Source organism: Mycobacterium sp. UM_WGJ (assembly GCF_000455125.1).
Taxonomy (GTDB): Bacteria; Actinomycetota; Actinomycetes; order Mycobacteriales; family Mycobacteriaceae; genus Mycobacterium.
In genome coordinates this window covers 67,223-88,720 of record NZ_AUWR01000001.1, presented here as the reverse complement: position 1 = coordinate 88,720, position 21,498 = coordinate 67,223, and the positions used below count along the sequence as shown (strand labels likewise).

At 69.0% G+C, this 21,498-nt stretch carries 20 protein-coding genes; 10 read left to right on the top strand and 10 right to left on the bottom strand.

The window, feature by feature from the left end; genetic code table 11:
- The first annotated feature begins 49 nt into the window (after nt 1-49).
- Together N416_RS0100415 and N416_RS0100410 are read left to right on the top strand one after the other, a co-directional pair.
- The gene (locus N416_RS0100415) at nt 50-1,351 is read left to right on the top strand and encodes an adenylosuccinate synthase (RefSeq protein WP_024440163.1); all 1,302 of its coding nucleotides are present in this window, start codon (nt 50-52) and stop codon (nt 1,349-1,351) included.
- Nucleotides 1,348-2,001 carry a PaaI family thioesterase gene (locus N416_RS0100410; RefSeq protein WP_024440162.1) on the top strand — a complete coding sequence of 218 codons (654 nt, stop codon included), beginning with the start codon at nt 1,348-1,350 and terminating at the stop codon, nt 1,999-2,001. Before N416_RS0100415 ends, N416_RS0100410 begins: the two co-directional genes overlap by 4 nt.
- Before the next feature lie 6 nt (nt 2,002-2,007).
- On the opposite strand, the gene N416_RS0100405 is transcribed toward N416_RS0100410, so the two are convergent.
- Complete coding sequence (locus N416_RS0100405) at nt 2,008-2,367, bottom strand: DoxX family protein (protein ID WP_024440161.1); 360 nt, start codon at nt 2,365-2,367, stop codon at nt 2,008-2,010.
- Between the two features lie 178 nt (nt 2,368-2,545).
- Between N416_RS0100405 and purT the strand changes: the two genes are divergently transcribed.
- Genes purT through N416_RS0100390 form a run of 3 tightly spaced genes read left to right on the top strand, consistent with a single transcriptional unit; the run spans nt 2,546 to nt 5,485 of the window.
- The gene (purT, locus tag N416_RS0100400) at nt 2,546-3,811 is read left to right on the top strand and encodes a formate-dependent phosphoribosylglycinamide formyltransferase (protein WP_024440160.1); all 1,266 of its coding nucleotides are present in this window, start codon (nt 2,546-2,548) and stop codon (nt 3,809-3,811) included.
- 43 nt (nt 3,812-3,854) lie between these two features.
- Nucleotides 3,855-4,259, top strand: a complete 405-nt coding sequence (locus tag N416_RS0100395) for a rhodanese-like domain-containing protein (RefSeq protein ID WP_024440159.1) — start codon at nt 3,855-3,857, stop codon at nt 4,257-4,259.
- On the top strand, nt 4,256-5,485 hold the full coding sequence (locus N416_RS0100390; RefSeq protein ID WP_024440158.1) for an O-succinylhomoserine sulfhydrylase: 1,230 nt from the start codon (nt 4,256-4,258) through the stop codon (nt 5,483-5,485). Before N416_RS0100395 ends, N416_RS0100390 begins: the two co-directional genes overlap by 4 nt.
- Before the next feature lie 40 nt (nt 5,486-5,525).
- Here N416_RS0100390 and N416_RS0100385 read toward each other — a convergent pair whose 3' ends face one another.
- The 5 genes from N416_RS0100385 to N416_RS0100365 all read right to left on the bottom strand — a co-directional run bounded on the left by N416_RS0100385 (nt 5,526) and on the right by N416_RS0100365 (nt 13,160).
- The gene (locus N416_RS0100385) at nt 5,526-6,380 is read right to left on the bottom strand and encodes an SDR family oxidoreductase (RefSeq protein ID WP_024440157.1); all 855 of its coding nucleotides are present in this window, start codon (nt 6,378-6,380) and stop codon (nt 5,526-5,528) included.
- A 54-nt stretch (nt 6,381-6,434) separates the two neighbouring features.
- A complete protein-coding gene (locus tag N416_RS0100380; protein ID WP_024440156.1) occupies nt 6,435-7,196 on the bottom strand; it encodes an isocitrate lyase/phosphoenolpyruvate mutase family protein in 762 nt (253 codons plus the stop codon).
- Nucleotides 7,197-7,266: 70 nt separating this feature from the next.
- Nucleotides 7,267-8,460, bottom strand: a complete 1,194-nt coding sequence (locus N416_RS0100375; protein ID WP_024440155.1) for an acyl-CoA dehydrogenase family protein — start codon at nt 8,458-8,460, stop codon at nt 7,267-7,269.
- Between the two features lie 38 nt (nt 8,461-8,498).
- Nucleotides 8,499-11,477, bottom strand: a complete 2,979-nt coding sequence (locus N416_RS23040; RefSeq protein WP_051190130.1) for a PGRS repeat-containing protein — start codon at nt 11,475-11,477, stop codon at nt 8,499-8,501.
- Between the two features lie 141 nt (nt 11,478-11,618).
- Nucleotides 11,619-13,160 carry a long-chain fatty acid--CoA ligase gene (locus N416_RS0100365; RefSeq protein WP_036456812.1) on the bottom strand — a complete coding sequence of 514 codons (1,542 nt, stop codon included), beginning with the start codon at nt 13,158-13,160 and terminating at the stop codon, nt 11,619-11,621.
- Nucleotides 13,161-13,564: 404 nt separating this feature from the next.
- Between N416_RS0100365 and N416_RS0100360 the strand changes: the two genes are divergently transcribed.
- On the top strand, nt 13,565-14,143 hold the full coding sequence (locus tag N416_RS0100360; protein WP_231383941.1) for a hypothetical protein: 579 nt from the start codon (nt 13,565-13,567) through the stop codon (nt 14,141-14,143).
- Nucleotides 14,144-14,187: 44 nt separating this feature from the next.
- On the top strand, nt 14,188-15,303 hold the full coding sequence (locus N416_RS0100355; RefSeq protein WP_024440152.1) for an alkaline phosphatase family protein: 1,116 nt from the start codon (nt 14,188-14,190) through the stop codon (nt 15,301-15,303).
- Nucleotides 15,304-15,368: 65 nt separating this feature from the next.
- Here N416_RS0100355 and N416_RS0100350 read toward each other — a convergent pair whose 3' ends face one another.
- A complete protein-coding gene (locus tag N416_RS0100350; RefSeq protein ID WP_024440151.1) occupies nt 15,369-16,865 on the bottom strand; it encodes a potassium/proton antiporter in 1,497 nt (498 codons plus the stop codon).
- Nucleotides 16,866-17,011: 146 nt separating this feature from the next.
- Here N416_RS0100350 and N416_RS0100345 point away from each other — a divergent pair, with 146 nt between their 5' ends.
- Together N416_RS0100345 and N416_RS0100340 are read left to right on the top strand one after the other, a co-directional pair.
- The gene (locus N416_RS0100345) at nt 17,012-17,692 is read left to right on the top strand and encodes a TrkA family potassium uptake protein (protein WP_024440150.1); all 681 of its coding nucleotides are present in this window, start codon (nt 17,012-17,014) and stop codon (nt 17,690-17,692) included.
- 25 nt (nt 17,693-17,717) lie between these two features.
- On the top strand, nt 17,718-18,632 hold the full coding sequence (locus N416_RS0100340) for an SAM-dependent methyltransferase (protein WP_024440149.1): 915 nt from the start codon (nt 17,718-17,720) through the stop codon (nt 18,630-18,632).
- A 10-nt stretch (nt 18,633-18,642) separates the two neighbouring features.
- On the opposite strand, the gene N416_RS0100335 is transcribed toward N416_RS0100340, so the two are convergent.
- A complete protein-coding gene (locus N416_RS0100335) occupies nt 18,643-19,038 on the bottom strand; it encodes a heme-binding protein (protein ID WP_024440148.1) in 396 nt (131 codons plus the stop codon).
- A gap of 216 nt (nt 19,039-19,254) precedes the next feature.
- Nucleotides 19,255-20,010, bottom strand: coding sequence for an MBL fold metallo-hydrolase (locus N416_RS0100330; RefSeq protein ID WP_024440147.1), 756 nt, complete (start codon nt 20,008-20,010; stop codon nt 19,255-19,257).
- A 43-nt stretch (nt 20,011-20,053) separates the two neighbouring features.
- On the opposite strand from N416_RS0100330, the gene fgd reads away from it, so the two are divergent.
- On the top strand, nt 20,054-21,064 hold the full coding sequence (fgd, locus tag N416_RS0100325; RefSeq protein ID WP_024440146.1) for a glucose-6-phosphate dehydrogenase (coenzyme-F420): 1,011 nt from the start codon (nt 20,054-20,056) through the stop codon (nt 21,062-21,064).
- Between the two features lie 17 nt (nt 21,065-21,081).
- Here the strand turns inward: fgd and N416_RS0100320 are convergent, their stop codons facing one another.
- Entirely contained in the window at nt 21,082-21,474 is a 393-nt protein-coding gene (locus tag N416_RS0100320; RefSeq protein ID WP_231383940.1) for a cupin domain-containing protein, read from the bottom strand.
- Between the last annotated feature and the right edge of the window lie 24 nt (nt 21,475-21,498).

Here is a 21,498-nt window from a genome sequence, read left to right as displayed (position 1 = left end):
TCAGTCACCGGCTGGACCACAGTAAGCCAAGACAGTTAGCGAGAATTCCATGCCGGCAATCGTCGTCATCGGCGCCCAGTGGGGCGACGAGGGCAAAGGTAAAGCGACCGACCTACTCGGCGAACGAGTCCAGTGGGTGGTGCGCTACCAGGGTGGCAACAACGCCGGCCACACGGTGGTCCTGCCCACCGGGGAGAACTTCGCGCTGCACCTGATCCCGTCGGGGATCTTGTCGCCGCACGTCACCAACGTCATCGGCAACGGTGTCGTGGTCGATCCGGGGGTGCTGCTGGTCGAGCTGGAGGGTCTGGAACGCCGTGACGTGGACACCTCGCGGCTGCTGATCTCCGCCGATGCGCATCTGCTGATGCCCTATCACGTGGCCATCGACAAGGTGACCGAGCGCTACATGGGCAGCAAGAAGATCGGCACCACCGGCCGCGGCATCGGTCCCTGCTACCAGGACAAGATCGCCCGGATCGGGATTCGGGTCGCCGATGTGCTCGACCACGAGTCGCTGGCCCAGAAGATCGAGGCCGCCCTGGACTTCAAGAACCAGGTGCTGGTCAAGATCTACAACCGCAAGGCGCTGGAGCCCCAGCAGGTGCTCGAAGATCTGCTGGAGCAGGCCGAGGGCTTCAAACACCGCATCGCCGACACCGGGCTGCTGCTGGGCGCCGCGCTGGACCGCGGTGAGAACGTGTTGCTGGAAGGCTCGCAGGGCACCCTGCTCGACGTCGACCACGGCACCTACCCCTACGTGACGTCGAGCAACCCGACCGCGGGCGGCGCCGCAGTGGGATCCGGTGTCAGCCCGACCCGCATCACCACGGTGCTGGGCATCCTGAAGGCCTACACCACCCGGGTGGGTTCGGGACCGTTCCCCACCGAACTGTTCGACGCCAACGGCGAATACCTGTCCAAGACCGGCGGCGAGGTCGGGGTGACCACCGGGCGTCAGCGGCGCTGCGGCTGGTTCGATGCGGTGATCGCGCGCTACGCCACCCGGGTCAACGGCATCACCGACTACTTCCTGACCAAGCTCGACGTGCTCTCCAGCCTGGAGACCGTGCCGGTCTGCGTCGGCTACACCGTCGACGGCAAACGCACCGACGAGCTGCCCATGACCCAGGAAGAGTTCGCCCGCGCCGAGCCGGTCTACGAGGAACTGCCGGGCTGGTGGGAGGACATCTCCGGTGCCCGCACCTTCGAGGACTTGCCCGCCAACGCGCGCGACTACGTGTCGCGGCTCGAGGAGATCGCCGGCGCGCAGGTCTCGTGCATCGGGGTCGGTCCCGGACGGGAGCAGACCATTGTGCGACGCGACGTGGTGAGGGGCACCGGCGCGTGAGCGAGGGGCAGTCCCCGGGCGCTGACGACACGGCCACCGACCCGGACTACGCCAGTCACGGTGGATTCCCGGACTACGCGGTCGTCGACCCGAGCCCAGGCTTCGCACGGTTCCTCACCACGATGCGGCGTCTGCAGGACTTGGCGGTGTCGACCGACCCCGACGACGCCACCTGGGATGAGGCCGCTGACCGCGTCGACGCGCTGGTGGGGCTGCTGGAGAAATTCCCGGCGTCGCAGGCTGTCGCCCCGGCCGGGCGGGCGCCGTCACTGCCGGGAATGGGCAGCCTGCTGCTGCCGCCGTGGCGGGTCAGCCGGTTCGAGCCGGACGGTGTGTCGATGACGGGCTCGTTCAGCCGGTTCCATGTGGGCGGCAACTTCGCAGTGCATGGTGGCGTGCTGCCGCTGCTGTTCGACTGGATGTTCGGGATGGTGGTGCACGCGGCCAACCGGCCGATCAGCCGCACGGCGTTCCTGCACGTCGACTACCGCAAGGTCACCCCGATCGACACCCCGCTGCTGGTGCACGCCCGGATCGAGCGGGCCGAGGGACGTAAGGCATTCATCGGTGCCGAACTCACCGACACCGACGGCACGGTGCTGGCCGAGGCGCAGGGCCTGATGGTGCGACTGCTGCCGGGGCAGCCCTAACTAGCCCTAACCGCTGCGCTGTGGTCCGCGCAGCGTCATCGACGCGAACAGGGCCAGAAACGACGCGGCGGGCACGGTGTTGGCGATGCTGTCGCGGACCCGGATGTGCGCGCCGACCGCCAGGACGAAATACAACGTCAACGCCGCGGTTGTCAGCCGTGCCAGTCCCGGAAACCGGTGTGCCGATAGCAGGCCGACCGCTGAGGCGGCTTTGACGATCGGCAGCACCGGCCTGATCTCTTGCGGGCATCCGACGGTGTCGAGCGCGGTGGTGATGAACGGCGCTGGGATGGCGCACAACACCGCGTCGGCGGCCTGGAAGGCGGCCAGGCCCGTGTAGGTCTTCGGTGAGGTCAGTGCACTCATGGGATTGACTCTATTCGGATGCGCCAGGACCGCTAGTCCAGATTCAGCGTCGCCATCGTCGCGATCCCGCCGATGCAGGCCCTGACAGCGCGGCGTGCGCGGTCGCTGCATCCCGGTCGGCTTTCCCCCTATCCTGGAGCAGCATGCAACATTGCCGTGGCGCGGGGAGGGTGGGGCGGTGAACGGCGAGCCGGGGGAGTTGGCGACCGAGCGGTTGCCCGTCGACGGTCCCAGCCGTACCCGCGTTGCATTGCTCGGGTCGGGTGATCTCAGCCGCGAGCTGGTGACGGCGCTGCAGCGCCTCGGCGCCGAGGTGATCGCCGTCGACCGCTACGCCGATGCCGCGTTGCACGGCATTGTGGATCGCTCCGTGGTGGTCGATCTCGGCGACAACGACGAACTGGCGGCGGCTATCCGGTGGCTGCAGCCGAAATTCGTGGTGGTCGCCTCCGAGGTGGTGGCAACCGACGCGTTGACCGCGGCCACCGACACCGGCGTCACCCAACTGGTGCCCGGTATCCGCGGAGCCCGGTTGGCCGCAGACCCCGAGGGCTTGCGGCGGCTGGTCTCCGAGGAGTTGGGGCTGCCTACGGCACCGTTCTGGTTCGCCGGGTCGGTGGAGGAACTCCGGGAGGTGGCCCAGCGGGCCGGTTACCCGATGTCGGTCAAACCGGTGGGCGGCTCGCTCGGCGAGGGCCGTTCGGTGATGGTCCGCGACAGCGACATCGAACCCGCCTGGCAGCGCGCGGTGGCGGCCAGCGCGTCGGAGACACCGCCGCGGGTGCTGGCCGAGACCATGGTGGAGTTTGACAGCGAGGTCACTCTGCTGGCTGTGCATCGGGACGGTCCGGACGGGCCGGCGCTGGACTTCTGCGCACCCATCGGCCACCGCAGTGTCGAGGAGCCCAATGGGCAACTGACGGTGGAGTTCTGGCAACCGCACCCGATGAACGCCGTGGCGCTGGGTGCGGCCAAGTCGATCGCCGCGCGGGTGGCTCGCGCGCTCGGTGGACGCGGCTTGTTCGGGGTGGAGCTCCTGGTATACGGCGACGAGGTGTATTTCGCCGGGGTCAATGTGCGCCCCTATGACGCCAACCTGCTGACGTTGCGCACCCAGCGGCTCTCGGGGTTCGAGTTGCAGGCGCGCGGGATCCTCGGGCTGGCGACCGACACCATCATGGTCTCGCCCGGCGCCGCTCGGCTGATCTATTCGCGCCGCCGCGTCGGTACCGCTGCCGAGGTGGACGGCCAGTCCGGGCCGGACCGGCTAGCGGTGGTCGCCGATGCACTCAGCGTGACTGAAAGTGATGTCGTGGTGTTCTCCCACCACGAGGGGCACCCCCGCCGGCGGCTGGGATTGGCGCTGGCCACCGGGCCAGACGCCGCGGTCGCCCGGGACCGTGCGGCGCAGGTGGCGACCATTTTGGGCAAGCTGTGGCCGTGACCCCCCGTGGCGTCGACCTGGTTCAGGTGCGAGACTTCCGCAGGTGAGCTACGCAGGAGATATCACACCTGAGCAGGCCTGGGCGATACTGCGCGACGACTCGGCGGCAACGCTCATCGACGTTCGCACCGACGCCGAATGGCGCTTCGTCGGACTGCCCGACGTCTCCGATCTGGGCCGCGAACTGGTCTGCATCGAGTGGGTTCACTCCGATGGAACGCCCAACCGCGACTTCTCCCGTGAACTGGCGGCGCGCGTTGCCGGCGGGCCGGCGATCTTCTTGTGCCGCTCGGGCAACCGTTCCATCGGGGCCGCCGAAACCGGTACCGCACTGGGCTTGACGCCGTCCTACAACGTGCTGGACGGCTTCGAGGGCAATCTCGATGAGCACGGCCACCGGGGAGGCACCGGCTGGCGCGCAGTCGGCCTGCCCTGGACGCAGTCATGAGCGACGCGGGACCGACCCGCTCCGTCCGCATCCCCAAACCGCTGCCGGACGGGGTCAGCGCGGCCACTATCGGGGTGCGCGGCGGGCTGCTACGCACCCAGTTCGAGGAGACGGCCGAGGCGCTGTTTCTGACCTCGGGATACGTCTACGACTCCGCGGCCGCCGCGGAGCAGGCGTTCACCGGCGAGGTGGACCGATTCGTCTACTCGCGCTACGGCAACCCCACGGTCTCGATGTTCGAGGAACGACTACGCCTGATCGAAGGGGCCCCCGCGGCGTTCGCCACCGCCAGCGGCATGGCGGCGGTGTTCGTGGCACTCGGTGCGCTGTTGAAGGCCGGCGATCGTCTGGTCGCCGCGCGCAGCCTGTTCGGGTCCTGCTTCGTGATCTGCAACGAGATCCTCCCGCGTTGGGGCGTGGAAACCGTGTTCGTCGATGGTGAGGACCTGGCGCAGTGGGAGCAGGCACTTTCGGTACCCACCAAGGCAGTGTTCTTCGAGACGCCGTCCAACCCGATGCAGTCGCTGGTGGACATCGCCGCGGTCACTGAGCTGGCCCACGCCGCCGGCGCGAAAGTGGTGCTGGACAACGTTTTCGCCACCCCGCTGCTGCAGCAGGGTCTACCGCTGGGGGTGGATGTGGTGGTGTACTCCGGCACCAAGCACCTCGACGGGCAGGGACGCGTCCTGGGCGGGGCGATTCTGGGCGACCAGGACTACATCGACGGTCCGGTGCAAACCCTGATGCGACACACTGGACCGGCGCTGAGTGCGTTCAACGCGTGGATCTTGTTGAAAGGCCTTGAAACGCTGGCGATTCGGGTCGACTACGCAAATTCCGCGGCGCTTAGGATCGCGGAGTTCCTAGAGCAGCATCCCGCGGTGAGTTGGGTTCGCTACCCCTTCTTGGCGTCGCACCCGCAATACGAGTTGGCGCGCAAACAGATGTCTGGCGGCGGCACCGTCATCACCTTCGAACTCGACGGGCCGCACAGTGGTGCCAAGCAGCGGGCATTCGAGCTGCTGGACAAACTGAAACTGATCGACATCTCCAACAACCTGGGCGATGTGAAGTCGTTGATCACCCACCCGGCCACCACCACCCACCGGGCGATGGGGCCCGACGGGCGCGCCGCGATCGGACTCGGCGACGGGGTGGTGCGGATCTCCGTCGGGCTGGAAGGCACCGACGACCTGATCGCCGACCTGGATCAGGCGCTGGGATAGGCAGTTGCCCGGGATCACTCGGGGAGTGACCCCGGGGTGCTCAGTCGTCTTCGACGACGCCGGTGGCGTGCTGCGCGCGGTCCTCGTAGGCCTTGCGTGCCGCGGTGTCGAACTGCAAGAACACCGTATCGTTGTGGGTCTTCTTGTTGAGCCAGCGACGGCCCCGGTCCGGCAGCAGGCTCGCCAGGATCGAGACGCGACGCCCGAAGCTGGGCACCGAGACCAGCGTCTTGGGCTTGTCGAGCACCTTGACGACGCCGGCGGCGATGTCTTCGGGCTCCACCGGCTTCTGGGCTGCCGACGGTGTCGTGCCCGAGATCAGTTCGGTGTTGGTGAAGGTGGGCAGCACGGCAGAGACGTTGACGCCCTGCGGCGCGAACTCGTCGGACATCGCGGTGCTCAGACCGACGACGGCGAATTTCGTTCCGGCGTAGAGCACCTGTCCCGGCACGGCGACGATGCCGGCCAATGAGGCGATGTTGATGATGTGGCCGCGGCGGCGCTTGATCATCTCCGGGAGGACCAACTGGCAGCCGTTGAGCACGCCGTAGAAGTTGACCTCGGTCGCCGAGCGGATCGATTCGGGTGACTGGTCGAGGAACGGCCCGACCGGCATGACGCCGGCATTGTTGATCAGCACGTCGATGTGGCCGTCACCGTCGGCACGGGCCTTGTCCAGGAACGTCGAGAACGATTCGCGGTCGGTGACGTCCAGTGGGTGGCCGCTGACCTGACCGCCCGAACTCAGCTGCTTGACCGCCTTGTCGAGAACCGCGACGTCACGGTCGCCGATGACGACTCGAGCGCCACGCGCCAGCAGGGCAGTGGCGGTGGCCAGCCCGATACCACGGGCGGCGCCGGTGATGGCAATGGTCTTACCGCGAATGTTGTCCACGACGACGAACTTAACAGGTGTCAAATTCGGTGTCGACGGCGCGGAAGGATGTGCTCAGGCCCAGCGGGCCAGGACCTCCCCGGCGTGCTTGCCCAGGGCGGCCTGCAGCAGCGGTCCGAAGCTGATCCGTGCGACGCCGAGCGCGCCGAACGAGGCCGGGTCGGCGGTATCGGGTGCGGCGAGTGCATTGACCGGCTTCGGCAGGGCTTCGGCCAGGATGCGCAGGGTTTCTGCGTCATGGAAACCGACCGGGTAGAGCACGTCCGCGCCCGCCTGCGCGCATTCGGTCAACCGCGCGATAGCCCGGTCGACCCGGTCGGTGTCGTCGCCGTCTTTACGCAGGAACAGATCGGTGCGGGCGTTGATCACCAGATGTGGGCCTGCGGCGTCGGCGGCTGTCCGCAGCGCGGCCACGTACTCGGCGTGCTCGGACGACGACCGCAGCCGCTTGTCTTCGCTGTGCACCGAGTCTTCGATATTGCATCCGGCCACGCCGGCATCCAGCAGGCTCTCGACCAGGCGGTCCGGCGACTCGGCGTAACCGGATTCGACGTCGAGGGACACCGGCACATCGACGGCGGCGGTGATCTTGCGGGCTCGGTCCAGCACCTCGGCGAACGACATGCCCTCGCCGTCGGCCTTGCCCAGCGATTCGGCGACCGGCTTGCTGCCGATGGTCAGCGCTGCGAATCCGGCGCCGACGGCCAGCTTCGCCGACCACACGTCCCACACGGTTGGCAGGATCACCGGATTGCCCGGTTGGTGCAGCGCCAGGAATGCCGCCGCCCGTTGCCCAAGAACCTCGCGACTCGTCATTTCCACAAGCCTGCCATGTGAGAATTCATCAGGGAAGCCCAGGTTTGCCTTCCGGGGCCGTTGCGCCGCATCAGCGGAAAGCGCTGAGACCGGTGAACGCCTGGCCGAGCACCAATTGATGCATTTCGGGGGTGCCCTCATAAGTCAGCACCGACTCCAGGTTGACCATGTGCCGGATCACCGGGTATTCCAGCGATATCCCGTTGCCGCCCAAGATGGTTCGCGCGGTTCGGCAGATCTCCAGCGCGGCTCGGGTGTTGTTGAGCTTGCCGAAGCTGACCTGCTCGGGGCGCAGACCGGCATTGTCTTTGAGCCGGCCCAGGTGCAGGGACAACAACTGTCCCTTGTGAAGCTCGAGGGCCATGTCGACGAGCTTGGCCTGGGTGAGCTGGAAGCCGGCGATCGGCTTGCCGAACTGGGTGCGTTGCGTGGCGTAGTCGCGGGCGGCCTGCCAGGCCGAGCGGGCCGCACCCATTGCGCCCCAGATGATTCCGTAGCGCGCCTCGGACAGGCTGGCCAACGCGCCCTTGACGCCGCGGGCCTGGGGCAGCAGGGCCTCGGCCGGCAGGCGCACGTCGTCGAGCACCAGTTCACTGGTGATCGAGGCGCGCAGTGACAGCTTGTGGTGGATGGTGTTGGCGCTGAACCCCGGGGTGTCGGTGGGCACGATGAAACCGCGGACACCGTCGTCGGTGGCCGCCCACACCACCGCGACGTCAGCGATGGAGCCGTTGGTGATCCACATCTTGCGGCCATTGAGAACCCAATCGGTTCCATCGCGCCTGGCCCGGGTCGTCATGGCGGCCGGGTCGGAGCCGACGTCGGGCTCGGTCAGCCCGAAGCAGCCGATCAGCTCCCCGGCGGCCATGCCTGGCAACCATTGCTGCTTCTGCTCTTCGGAGCCGTTGTTGTAGATCGAATACATCGCCAGCGAGCCCTGCACCGACACCAGGGAACGCAGGCCGGAGTCGGCGGCCTCCAGCTCCACGCAGGCCAGTCCGTAATGCACCGCCGACGCTCCGCCACAGCCATAGCCGTCCAGGTGCATGCCCAGCAGCCCGAGCTTGCCGAACTCCCGGGCCAGTTCACGGGCCGGGAGGTCGCCGATCTCGAACCATTCGGCGATGTGCGGCATGACGTGTTCGGCGCAGAACTTGGCGACGGTGTCGCGCAGCGCGATCTCGTCGTCGGAGAGCAGGGTGTCCAGGCTCAGCGGATCGATCGGGTTGAAGGCCGGGGTATCAGAGGCGGCGCCGGTTGCCATTCGTTCATCCTGCCACCCAGAGCGTGGCTTGGATCAGGTCAGCTTGCGCTGTCGGAAGGCGCGCTGGGCGTCCCAGGCGCACCCGGCGTGCCATCGGCACTACCGCTGCCGCCGGCTCCGCCCGCCGCACCGGCCACACCGTCCGTACCGCCGTCGGCTCCGTTGCCTCCGACGCCGCCGCTACCGTCGCCGTTCGGGCCGATCTGGCCGCCGGTGCCGCCGGTGCCGCCCGCGCCGCCGGCGCCGCCGGGGCCGGTCTCGGTGGCGTCGGCGCCGTTGCCGCCGTTGCCCCCGGCGCCGCCGTCACCGCCGGTGGCCGCAGCGGTGCCGGTACCTCCATTGCCGCCGTTGCCGCCGGCTCCGCCGACACCGCCGGGCACGGTGATGGTGTCGGTCGAGTCATCGCCAGGCGAGGTGCGGCTGGCGCCGCCGGTACCCGCGTTACCGCCGCGCCCGCCGTTTCCGCCGGTACCGCCGTCCAGTCCGGTGCCGCCGTTGCCGCCGGTACCGCCCTGCGCGGTGGTGCTGACGCCGCCGTCTCCACCGTTGCCGCCGACACTCCCGGCTCCGATACCCGCGCCACCGGCGCCGCCATTGCCGCCGGCGGTGCCGTCGGTCAGGGAAGGCAGAGAACCGCCCTGGGCGCCGATCCCGCCAGTGCCTCCGGTCCCGCCGTCGACACCGGCACCACCGACGCCGCCCGCACCACCGGCGGATTGCAGCCCGTCGCCGCCGTCGCCGCCGTTGCCGCCGGTGCCGGCGATTCCAGCACCGCCACCGCCGCCACCGCCGCCGCCGCCCGAACCGATATCCGGTCGAGCGCCGCCGTTGACGATATTGCCTAGCGCACTGAAGAAGTCACCGAAGCCGGTGGCGCCGGTGCCACCGGCACCGCCCTGGCCGGCGACGCCGCCGCCGCTGGTGCCCCCGGACCCGCCGGCACCGCCGGCGCCTCCACTGCCGCCTAGGAACGAACCGTTTCCGCCGCTGCCGCCGCTGCCGCCGTAGCCAGCGGAGGCGCCGTCGCTGCCGTTTCCGCCGGTACCGCCATTGCCGCCGTTACCGCCACTGCCCGAGAGCGGGCCCGCCGAGGCGCCGTCGCCGCCCCTGCCGCCGTTGCCGGCGACCGCACCGGCACCGCTGGCGTCGCCGGCATTACCGCCGGCGCCACCACTGCCGGGCGTACCTGAGCCTCCTAGGAGGCCGCCGCCGGCGCTGCCGACGCCACCGTCGCCGCCGTCCCCGGCGTGGCCGCCGTCACCGCTGGCGAATCCTCCGGCCCCGCCGGCACCGCCATCGGCTCCCGAACCGCCGAAAAGTCCGCTGCCCGAGGTGAGCGACAACAGTGGGTTGCCGGACAGCTCGGCGACCTTGTCGAGGAGTTCCTGAAGGTCCGCGGGGTCCTTGCCGTTGACTGTCGAGATCTGGGTCAACGCCGTAATGATCTGATCCGGTGAACTGAAGAAGTTGGCCAGCGAGCCGGCGCCGCCGCCGTCACCGCCGGCACCGGCGATGCCACCGGTGCCGCTGCTGGCGCCACCCGTGCCGCCGTTACCGCCGGAACCCGCCTGCCCGCCGCTGAAGAAGCCGCCAAGTCCACCGGTGCCGCCGTTGCCGCCCGCGCCGGCGGCACTGTCGGCGCCGGTGACAGCACCGCCGACACCACCGTCGCCGGCGTTGCCGCCGGTGCCGCCGAACAGGAATCCGCCGAGCCCGCCGGCACCGCCGTTACCGCCCGCTCCCGCGGTGCTGCCGTCGCCGTCGGCGGCGCCACCGGCACCACCGTCGCCGGCAGCTCCACCGTTACCGCCGAAGATCGCGAACGTGGTGCCGCCCTGCCCACCGGTGCCGCCGGCCCCCGCGGTGCTGCCGTCGCCGTCCACGGCACCCCCGGCGCCGCCGGTGCCGCCCTGCCCGCCGGTGCCACCGAACAGCGAGAAGGTGCCGCCGCCGAGGCCACCAGTGCCGCCCGCGCCGCCCAGATCGTTGCCGGCGCCGCCGATGCCACCGTCACCGGCCGCCCCGCCGACGACCCCGCCGTACCGCGTCCACGACAGACCGCCGCCGCCGCCGTTGCCGCCCGCGCCGCCGGTGTCGCCGCTACCGCCGGCACCGCCGGTGCCCCCGGCGCCGCCGATCTTGAACAGGTTGGCGCCGACCGACGGTTTCGAGCCGCCGGCGGTCGGGCCGTTCGCGACCGCTGTACCCCCGTTGCCGCCGTGACCACCGGCCCCGCCGGCGCCGTCCGTTGCATCGCCCCCGGCCCCGCCGTTGCCGCCGACGCCGCCGAAGGAGAACCACTTTCCGGCCGCACCGCCACCGTCGCCGCCGTTACCGCCGTCCCCTCCGGCCACGGCATCGCCGCCCTGGCCGCCCGCGCCGCCGATCCCGATCAGGGTTCCGCTGGTGCCGCCGTCACCGCCGTCGGCGCCGGCGCCACCGATACCGCCGGCACCACCGTTGCCGAACCACCCGGCCGCGCCGCCGTTGCCGCCGGCCACTCCGGCCACATCGGAGTCATAGCCCGCGCCGCCGTCGCCGAACAGCCAGCCACCGCCGCCGCCGGTCGGGTCGTCCTCGGTGCCGGCCAGGCCGTTGCAGATCAGTCCGCACACGGAGTCGGAGGCGAACATCGGATTGATCAGATCGCCGATCTGCTGCCCGAAGGAACTGGACATCCAGTCCTGCATGCCGGTGTGCAGATCCAGGTAGATGCTCTGCGCGAAGTCATCGAAACTGAACGTGGAGAAGCTGAAGTCGGCCGCTCCCAGACCGTCGAACCAACTCGACAGATCCCCAAGGCCCAGGGCGCTGGGGTCGAACACCGCGCTGCCGACATCGCCCGGGTCGAACCAGCTGGCCGGGTCCATCCAGTAGCTCGGGTCGAGCAGATCTTCCAGATCGGCACTGGCGGTGGGCGCGAATCCCACCGGGCTCAGTCCCAGCGTCAGCACGGCGCTCGCTGCCAGAGTGCGGTGGCGGCGCTGGGACGCAACGGATTTGCGCTGGGGCGCCATTGGGTACCTCTTCGGTGCAGCGGTCGCGGCCATAACGCCGAACCAGATTCAGGGGGTTCAGATCCGGAATTTACCGGAACTTAACAAAAGCTGCAGGACTCTGGAAGGGCGCTGCTTACTACCTGCGCGTCACCTGTGACATCACTGTCTGTCTGGTCGGCCGGAGAGCACCTCTCGGAGCTGGTACTTCACCACTTTCCCGGACTGTGTGCGGGGCAAGGCGTCGACGAACTCCAGCCGGATCGGCAGTTTGAACGCCGCGAGCTTCTGCCGGGCGTGGTCTCGCAGCTCATCGAGCTCTAACGTGGCGCCCGGCCGCAGCACCACCACGGCCGTCACCGCCTCGCCCCACTTCTCGTGCGGGGTGCCCAGCACCGCCACTTCGGCGACGGCCGGATGTCCGTACAGCACGTCTTCGACCTCGGCCGGGTAGACGTTCTCGCCGCCGGAGATCACCATGTCCTTCACCCGGTCGAGCACCCAGACATAGCCCTCGTCGTCGGCCTGGCCGATATCGCCGGTGTGAAACCATCCCTCACCGTCGATCACTGCCGCGGTTGCCTCGGGATTGCGCCAGTAGCCGGCCATCACCTGCGGCCCTCGCACGCAGATCTCCCCGCGCGTGCCGGCCGGCACCGGCTGGTTCTCGAGATCGACAAGCCGCACATCCGACAGCGGCAGTACCTGGTTGCCCGCGGCGCCGATTTTCACGCCGACCTCATCGGTGCGCAGCACCAAGGCCAGCGGGGCGGTCTCGGTGAGCCCGTAGCCCTGTGCGAACGGAATGCCGCGCTCGGCGTAGCGGCGGATCAGTGGCTCGGGCACCGGCGCGCCACCGCAGACGAAGCTGCGCACGCTGGACAGGTCGGTGTCGGCGAACTCCGGCCGGTGGCTCATGAACAAGAACATCGCCGGCACCCCGAACATGGTGGTGACCCGTTCTTCGGCGAGGAGTCGCAGCGCTTCGGCTGGATCGAAGGTGGGCATCAGCACGATCCGGCCGCCCTTCTGCAGGGTCAGCAGCGTGGTGACGTTGAGCCCACCGATGTGAAACAGCGGCGCGCAGACCAGCGACACGTCGTGCTGGCTGGTGTCGAACGTCAGCAGGGCATTGATGTTGTTCCAGAACAGGTTTGCGTGAGTGAGCATGGCCCCCTTGGGGTGCCCGGTGGTGCCAGAGGTGTACATGATCACCGCGATGTCGTCGGGCTCGGCGAAGACCGGGTCGGCCAGGGGCGCCCGTTCGGCCAGCAGCTCGTCGAGCACCTCCCAGCCCGGGACCGGCGTCAGCGCGATCACCCGGCGCAGGCCGGCCTGTCGGCGCACCGCATCGATCACTGCGGCGCGCTCGGCATCGGCGACCAGGGTGTGTACCTGCGCGTTGCCCAGGATGTAGCCGAACTCATCGGCGGTCAGTCGCCAGTTCAGTGGCACGAACGAGGCGCCGATCCGTGCCGCGGCGAACAACGTGACTAGAAAGTCCGGGTGGTTGAGGCCCGCGTAGCCGACCCGGTCCCCGCGCTGCATCCCTCCGGCGGCCAGCTCGGCCGCCAGCCTGTCGATCCGATTTGCGAAATCCAGGTAGGTCCAGGTGATTTCGCCGTAGGTGATGGCGGGGAGGTTCGGCGTCGCGGCGGCCCGCCGGGCGATCCAGGAGCCGAGATCGATTGGGGGTGTGTCCACGCCACGAACGCTAACCCGCTGACTGTCGGCGCACGGGTGGTTCGCCGCACGGACGCGGTGAGCCCGTTGGTGACGCTTATCGCTCGTGCTGATTTTTATATCCCGCAGATGGCCGATCTTCAATAAAAGATAGGAGCCGTGGGCCCTTTTATGTGGGTAGCCGAATTATTCGCCGTGTGTTTGGCCACGGCCTTTGTGACGCCGATCTCAATTCCGGGCTTTACCAGGGGAAATGCCGCGTCTCGAGGGGGTGGTGGCTGGAGCGGTGACGGAAAGTGAACGCTTTTTGAACATTGTTATTCAACGGGCTTTCCGGGTCGCGTAAATGAGCGATAAACGACTACGTTCGTCCTCGGCCTGGCGGAGCGTCGCCGGGCCAGGTTCATCGAGGAAGGTCTGGACGGATGAGCGGTCCCCGGGGTGGCGGCTTGAGCCGAGGGCAGCGGGCGGCGGCCCGTGTGACGGCCACGATTGTGTCCGCCGGATTCTGCTTGCTGGTCGCACCGGCGGCGCACGCCGACCTCGAGGACTTACTCGACATCGTGATCGGCGCGGCGAGTGCCGGCCCCGACCCTGTCGACGTGGCCGACCTTCCGGCGGGCTCGGTGGACCTGGCCGCCTCCGGAGTCCTGCAGGACCCGCTGGCAGAACTCGATCAGCTGTTGCACGGCGAGCCAGGGCAACTCAGTCCAGAACCGGCCACCGAGTCCAGCCCGGGCACGCCCACCGACACCAACTCCGGCGACACCACCCCGACACCTGCCAATGGCGAGCATCACACCGGCGACTCGGAAAACTCGAACAACTCCACCAGCTTCCCCAAGCTCAGCATGCCCAGCGGAGGCAACGGCGGCGGTGGTTCCGGCGGTGGCGGTAACGGCTCAGGTGCCCAGGGCGGCAATAACACCAAGACCAAGTCGAACACCAGCGCTGCCAAGCCCGGCGCCGATCTGCCGAAAGCCGAGGGCGACGGCGTCAGCTAGCTCCTGGGCTGCAGCGCGGCGCCGATCGATGGCAGGCTGAACCGGTGCCCGGTTCGATCTGCGACATCCTGCCGTCCTTGGCCGCGCTGCTTGGAGTTTCGGGCGCGACCGACACGCTCGGTCTGCGCGAGCGCGTCGGTGGCGTGCAACGGGTGGCGGTGGTGCTGGTCGACGGGCTGGGCTACCAGCTGTTGCCGCAGCTGACGCGGGACGCCCCGCTGCTGGCCTCGGTGCTGGCCGGTAGCACCGGTCAACTGACCGAACTGTCTTGCACGTTCCCCTCCACCACACCGACCAGCCTGGTCTCGCTGGGCACCGGCGTACCCCCGGGCGAGCATGGCGTGCTGGGCTTCACCGTCAATGTCCCCGGAACGGATCAGGTGCTCACGCACATCTTCTGGGGTGACGAGCCGCCGCCGGCGCTCTGGCAGCCGGTGCCCACCTGGTTCGAGCGGCTGCGCGACGCCGGCGTGGCGGCCCGCGCCGTGCTGCCGGAGATGTTCGTCGGCAGTGGGCTGACCGAGTCCGCCTACCGGGGCGCGGAGTTTCGCCCGGTGGCCAAGGGCGAACCCTACGCGCGGCGGGTCGCCGCGGAGCTGGCCGCGCCGGGCTTGGTCTACGGCTACACCGCAGCACTCGACCACGCCGCGCATGTGTCGGGAATCGGCTCACCGCACTGGCACGCCGCGGCCGCCAAAGTCGATGCGCTGCTGCGGCATCTCCTCGAGGAGCTGCCGCGCGACACGGCGCTGCTGGTGACCGCGGACCACGGCGGGCTCAACGTGCCCGATGAGGCCCGCATCGACCTCGACGCCGACCCGGCGTTGCGGGCCGGAATCCGGGTGGTCGCCGGTGAGCCGCGGGTGCGCTACCTGCACACCGAGCCGGGCGCGACAGCCGACGTGCTGGCGGCCTGGACCGAACGCCTGGCCGGGCGCGCCCTGGTGCAAACCCGCGAACAGGCCGTCGCCTCAGGGGTATTCGGGCCGGTGCGGGACGGGCATCTGGCACGTATCGGCGACCTCGTGGTGACCTGTACCGGCGACACCGCGATACTGGCGACCGAACACGAGCCGCCGCAGACGGCACAACTCATCGGCTTCCACGGCGGGCTCACCCCGGCTGAGACGGCGATCCCGCTGCTCACCTTCTCTCGTTGACGCCGCGCTGAGGGCGCAAGAGTACGAGTGGCCCCCGCTCCCAGCGCAGGGTCACCGCGACGGGGTTACTCGTTATCGCCGTACTCGTCGAACCAGTGGGCCAGCTTGCCGCGCCGGCTGACCGCTCGCAGCCGGCGTTCGGCGGACAAGCGGGTCTTGCTGGTGGTCACGATGAGCAGCTCGTCGCCGATGGTGATCCGAGTGTCGGGCTGCGGCACGAAGGTGTCGCCCTTGCGAATGATCAGCGTGATGACGCTCGGGTCGGGCAGCCGCAGCTCCAGCACCGAGACGTTGTGCAGTTTCGAACCCGGCTGCACCGTCATGGTCAGTAGCTCGGCCTCCAAGACGTCCAGCGGCGCCGCCTCGACCTGGATCTCGCGGGTGGCGTCGCGCGGGATCAGTCGTAGCCAGTGGGCGAACAACCCCAGGCTGGGGCCCTGCACCACCGTGTAGACCACCACCAGGATGAACACGATGTTGAGCAGGCGGTAGCTGTCCGGTACGCCCTCGACGATCGGGAAGGTCGCCAGCACGATCGGGACCGCGCCACGCAGTCCCGCCCAGGACAGGAAGATCTGTTCACGCCAGGGCACCTTGAACCAGATCAGCGACGCCACCACCGACACCGGCCGGCTCAACAGCAGCAGCACCGCACCGATGATCAGCGCCGGGATCAGTTCGCCGGACAACTGGCTCGGACTCACCAAGAGGCCCAGCAACACGAAGAGCCCGATCTGCGCCAGCCAGCCCAGCCCCTCGGCGAACGAGCGGATGGCCGCGCGGTGCGGCAGGCCGGAGTTGGCCAGCACCACACCCGACAGGTAGGCGGCGATGAATCCGCTGGAGTGCAACGACGCCGCCGCCGCGAACGCCACCATGGCGAGTCCGAACGTCGCCAAGGGATACAGACCGGACGCCGGCAAGGCCGCCCGGCGCAGCATTATCGCGCCGAGTAGCCCGACGGCCAGGCCGATCGCCGAGCCCGCCACCAGCTCATAGAACACCCCGCCGATGGCGTGGACGGGGTCGATCACCAGCGGCGTCGTGCTCAGCATCAGCACCACGATGGCCGCCGGGGCATCGTTGAAACCGGACTCCGCCTCCAGCAGGCCGGCCACCCGTCTGGGCAGCGGCAGCACCCGCAGGATGGAGAACACCGCCGCGGCGTCGGTCGGGGAGACGATCGCACCCAGCAGGAACGCCAGTTGCCAACTGATACCCAGCAGCAGGTGCGCGGCCACCGCGATCACCGCCATGCTGACCACGACGCCGACGGTGGCCAGCACCGCCGCCGGCGCCAGCAGCCGACGGATGTTGGCGAACCGGGTGGTCAAACCACCTTCGACCAGGATCACGGCCAGCGCGGTGGTGCCCAGGTCACTGGCCAGTTGTACGTCGGAGAAATCCAGGCCCAGCCCGTCGTTGCCGATCGCCACACCGACCAGCAGGAACAGCAACAGACTGGGCAGCCCGACCCGATCCGCCGCGCGGGTGGCGATAATGCTGGCCAGCAGGACCAAGCCCCCGATCAACAGAGCCAGGTAGAGCTGTTCCAGGCTCATCTGATCCCCGTTCGGGCTGTTGGTGGCGGTCGGACCCGCCTATGTGATTCGCTCAAAGTCGGCGGGTTCGTGTTATCTGTCAGTAAATCAGTAGCGCTGTCACGACTGTGTTACGCCCGGAGCGGCGGGGGATGAGGGGAGCCAGCATGCGCATCGGGATCGCCGGCGCCGGCGCGGTGGGGCGGTCGGTCGCGCGAGAACTGATCGGCGACGGTCACCGGGTGCTGCTGATTGAACGCAACCCGGCGCACTACCAGCCCCATACCGTCCCGGAAGCCGAGTGGCTCCTCGCGGATGCCTGCGAGCTGAGTGCGCTGCGGGAATGCGGCATCGAGATCTGTGATGTGGTGATCGCTGCCACCGGTGACGACAAGGCCAACCTGGCCACCGCGTTGCTGGCCAAGGCGGAGTTCGGGGTGGCCCGGGTGGTGGCTCGGGTCAACAACGCCCGCAACGAGCCGCTGTTCACCGAAGAGTGGGGCATCGACGTGGCGGTCTCCACCCCACGGGCGATGGTCGCCGCGGTGGAGGGCGCCATCGACGTCGGGCACCTGGTCCCGTTGATGGGCCTGCGGCGCGGTCAGGCCAGCCTGACGAAACTGACTCTGCCCGAGGACAACCCGCTGATCGGTCGGCAGGTCTGTGACATCGTGCTGCCCGACGGCGCGGCGCTGGTCGCGGTGCAGCGCGGTGACCGGGTGATCCTGCCGCGGGCGACCGAGGCGCTGCAGGCCGGCGACGAGATGCTCTTCGCCGCGGCCAGCGGGATAGACGACGCGGTCCGCGCGGTGGTGCACGGCGCTCCCGCCGGCAGAAGGACACACTGACGTCGTGCCGTCGCGGTGGGGACCCGTGAGTACGGCGCCGAACGAGCAGGATGACGCCGGGAGCCTGGCCAGCGGCGCGGGCGTCATGGCCACTGTGCTGGCGGCGGCACGGGCCGCGGCGGTGTCGCGCGAGCTGATCAACGACCCGTTCGCAGCGCCGTTGGTGCACAAGGTCGGCCTGGAGTTCTGCATCCGGGTGGCCGACGGGGACCTCGACATCAGCCGGCTCGGCAGAGACGGGGGATTTCCCCGGTTTGCCGAGTTCTCCGCGGCGCGGACCCTGTTCTTCGACGCGTTCTTCACCGATGCCGCCCGCGCGGGCATCCGGCAGGCGGTGATCCTGGGCTCGGGGCTCGACACCCGGGCCTATCGGCTGTGGTGGCCGCCGGAGACCATCGTCTTCGAGGTCGACCATCCGCATGTCGTGGACTTCAAGACCAGCACCATGCGGGCCTGGGACGCCACGCCGAGCGTCAACCGTCGCGCGGTCGGCGTCGACCTACGCGGCGACTGGCCGGCGGCTTTGCGCCGGGTGGGTTTTGACGCCGCCGCGCCCACCGTGTGGGTGATCGAGGGGTTGCTGGTCTGGTACGTCCCCTCCGATGCGCAGAATCGTCTGCTCGACGGCGTCACTGCGCTCAGCGCGCCTGGCAGCCGGCTCGCCGCTGATCACGCGGTGCCACCGAGCCGGCCGCAGGCCGTCCATCACGAATCACTCGTCGAGCGGTGGCGCCGGCGTGGCCTGAGCCTCACCGGGCCCGGCCCGTTCTATTCCGGAGAGCACACCGACGTCGTGCGGCATCTCACCGAAAGCGGCTGGGCCACCAGCCAATCCGGTATCGCTGACCTGTTCGCGGCGGCCCGGCTGCCCCGGCTGTCCGACCGTGAACTCGACGGCGCTCCGGCGGCCATCCGCTACGTTGCGGCCGCCCGGCGCTGACCGCCCGACGCTATCCGGCCATGAATTCGGCGTAGGCCGAAGCCAACTCGGGCGGCAGGCCCGTGGTCTGGCATTGCCGTTGCGTCTCGCCGATGGGCGCCAGGATGTTCCGCAGTTCGAAGTACTCCTGGGGGTGAGCGGTGAAGTAGCTGCGCACATCCGCGGCGGCTTGTGGCCGCGGTGCGCCGATGGCCTGATTCACCACCGCGTTGGCGCCGGGGTGAGCGGCCAGGTACTGCCGCGCTGAACCCGTCACCGAGTTCACGGTGTGGGATACCCCAGCTGGACTGCAGTCCGGTGCCGCAGACGCCGACGGCGCGACGACCAGGGCGGCGGCGGTGGCGCCAAGCAGTCCGGCACCGAGGCCGAGCCGGTGAAACATGGTGAAGCCGTGGGCTTTCGACATTGATTTTCCTTCCGGGTGTGGAATGCAGTTCCCGTCCGGAGCCCAAGGTACGCGCGGCTGGAGTGCACGCCATGTGTCCTGGGGCACACGATTGACGCTTGCAGCCATCGTTCCTGCACTGGCCGCAGCTTTTGGCGGCAATCACTCCACATGTACGGAGCGATTCGGTAAGGGCCGTCCTTAATCTGCGGGATCAGCACTTATCCGATCGTGACCTTAATATTTGCTGGCACGCTCGATTGCGGCCTCGGCGGCCTCTTTGATCGGCCCATGCCAGACATCGCCGTGACCGGGTGCCAAGACCTCGGTCTCCAGCAGCGCCAGCGCGCTGAGGCTGCGCAGACAGTCCTGCTGGCTGTAGCTGAAGAGCTCCGGCAGCAGCTGCGGCCCGCTGTGCGACAACACCGGATGACCGGTGATCAGCGCATCCCCGCTGGCCAGCACGCCATCGACCAGGTACGAGCAGTGCCCGCGGGTGTGGCCGGGGGTGGGGATGGCGACCGGCTGACCGGGCAGTCCGGCGGCGATCTCGCCGGTCAGCGCTTGTGCGGACGGGATGCCCTCCCGGTTCAGGCCGCCGCTGCGCACCACGTGCGCGCTCCACAGTGCCCAGCTCGGCCGCCACAGTCGCGGAGCCAACGCCAGCGGTGAAACCTGCTCCAGATACTCGCGTTTGGCGTGGCCGACCTCGTCGGCGTGGCAGTAGACCGGGGTGCCGTGGGTCTTTGCGAGCCAGATCGCCGCACCGAAATGGTCGACGTGGGCATGGGTGAGCAACACCGCCCGCACATCGGCCGGGCGATAGCCCAAGGCGCCCAGCGACGCCGACACGTCGGCGCGATCGCCGGGGTAACCGGCGTCGATCAACATGACTCCGCTGTCGTCGGTGACCAGCAGCCAGTTGACGGCTTCACCGCGGGCCAAGTACACCCGTTCGGTCACCGGAACGAGCTCGACGAGCTTCTCACCCATGCCCGTGAGTTTAGAAAGGCGGCGGGAGAGTAGAAAAGGTGGAATGGCGGAACTAAAACTCGGGTACAAGGCATCGGCAGAGCAGTTCGGGCCGCGGGAGCTGGTGGAGCTCGGCGTAGCCGCCGAAGCGCATGGGATGGACAGCGCCACCGTCAGCGACCACTTCCAGCCCTGGCGGCATGAAGGCGGGCATGCCCCGTTCTCGTTGGCCTGGATGACCGCGGTCGGCGAGCGGACCAGCAAGATCCAGCTCGGCACCTCGGTGCTGACCCCGACCTTCCGGTACAACCCCGCCGTCATCGCGCAGGCTTTCGCGACGATGAGCTGCCTGTATCCGCAGCGGATCTTTCTGGGGGTTGGCACCGGCGAGGCTTTGAACGAGATTGCCACCGGTTTCACCGGCGAGTGGCCCGAGTTCAAGGAGCGGTTCGGGCGGCTGCGTGAGTCGGTGCGGCTGATGCGCGAACTGTGGCGCGGTGACCGGGTGGACTTCGACGGCGACTACTACAAGCTCAAGGGCGCCTCGATCTACGACGTCCCGGAGTCCGGAGTGCCGGTCTACATCGCGGCCGGGGGGCCGGCGGTGGCGAAGTACGCGGGGCGCGTCGGCGACGGTTTCATCTGCACCTCCGGCAAGGGCGAGGAGCTCTACACCGAGAAGCTGATGCCGGCCGTGCGCGAGGGCGCGGCCATCGCCGAACGCGACGTCGACGGCGTCGACAAGATGATCGAGATCAAGATCTCCTATGACCCGGATCCCGACCTGGCGCTGAACAACACTCGATTCTGGGCGCCGCTGTCGCTGACCGCCGAGCAGAAGCACTCCATCGACGACCCGATCGAGATGGAGAAGGCCGCCGACGCGCTGCCGATCGAGCAGATCGCCAAACGCTGGATCGTCGCCTCGGACCCCGATGAGGCCGTGGAGAAAGTCGGCGAGTACGTGCAGTGGGGCCTGAACCATCTGGTGTTCCACGCACCCGGCCACGACCAGCGCCGTTTCCTGGAGCTGTTCAAGACCGACCTGGAGCCGCGGCTGCGCCGGCTGGGCTGAGCAGCTTCAGGGACCGGTCAGGCGTAACCGCAACCGGGGTCGGGCGCATCCTCGAAGAGCGGGGCGCCTATCGGCAACAGGTACACCGCCTGCAGCACCACCGGAGTCGACCCCAGGTTGCGGCCGATGTGGGCATGCTCGGGCCCGCCGGGTTCGGTGATCGGATCGCCGGGTCCGTAGCTGCCGTCGAGACTGCAGTCGGCGCGATGATGGGTCAAGGTGCCCTGTCGCACGACGCCGAAGACGGTGCCGGGATGCCAGTGCCAGCCGGTGCTGCCGCCGGGTTCGATGGTGATCTCCCGCAGGAAGTAGTCTCGGCCGTCGACCGAGGTCTGGGACAGGGTCACCCCGCTGGTCTGGTCGCTCGGCGTCGCGGTGGCCGGTGGCGCCAGCGCGACCACTAAGGTCACGGAAATCGCGCAAGCTCGCCGAAG

Excerpts from the sequence above, each read along its gene's own strand:
- N416_RS0100380 (WP_024440156.1), bottom strand. The coding sequence starts at position 7,196 with ATGACGAGTCGCGAGGTTCTTGGGCAACGGGCGGCGGCATTCCTGGCG.
- N416_RS0100360 (WP_231383941.1), top strand. The coding sequence starts at position 13,565 with ATGAGCGGTCCCCGGGGTGGCGGCTTGAGCCGAGGGCAGCGGGCGGCG.
- fgd (WP_024440146.1), top strand. The coding sequence starts at position 20,054 with ATGGCGGAACTAAAACTCGGGTACAAGGCATCGGCAGAGCAGTTCGGG.
- N416_RS0100390 (WP_024440158.1), top strand. The coding sequence starts at position 4,256 with ATGAGCGACGCGGGACCGACCCGCTCCGTCCGCATCCCCAAACCGCTG.
- N416_RS23040 (WP_051190130.1), bottom strand. The coding sequence starts at position 11,477 with ATGGCGCCCCAGCGCAAATCCGTTGCGTCCCAGCGCCGCCACCGCACT.
- N416_RS0100415 (WP_024440163.1), top strand. The coding sequence starts at position 50 with ATGCCGGCAATCGTCGTCATCGGCGCCCAGTGGGGCGACGAGGGCAAA.
- N416_RS0100405 (WP_024440161.1), bottom strand. The coding sequence starts at position 2,367 with ATGAGTGCACTGACCTCACCGAAGACCTACACGGGCCTGGCCGCCTTC.
- N416_RS0100330 (WP_024440147.1), bottom strand. The coding sequence starts at position 20,010 with ATGGGTGAGAAGCTCGTCGAGCTCGTTCCGGTGACCGAACGGGTGTAC.
- N416_RS0100375 (WP_024440155.1), bottom strand. The coding sequence starts at position 8,460 with ATGGCAACCGGCGCCGCCTCTGATACCCCGGCCTTCAACCCGATCGAT.
- N416_RS0100335 (WP_024440148.1), bottom strand. The coding sequence starts at position 19,038 with ATGTCGAAAGCCCACGGCTTCACCATGTTTCACCGGCTCGGCCTCGGT.
- N416_RS0100345 (WP_024440150.1), top strand. The coding sequence starts at position 17,012 with ATGCGCATCGGGATCGCCGGCGCCGGCGCGGTGGGGCGGTCGGTCGCG.
- N416_RS0100350 (WP_024440151.1), bottom strand. The coding sequence starts at position 16,865 with ATGAGCCTGGAACAGCTCTACCTGGCTCTGTTGATCGGGGGCTTGGTC.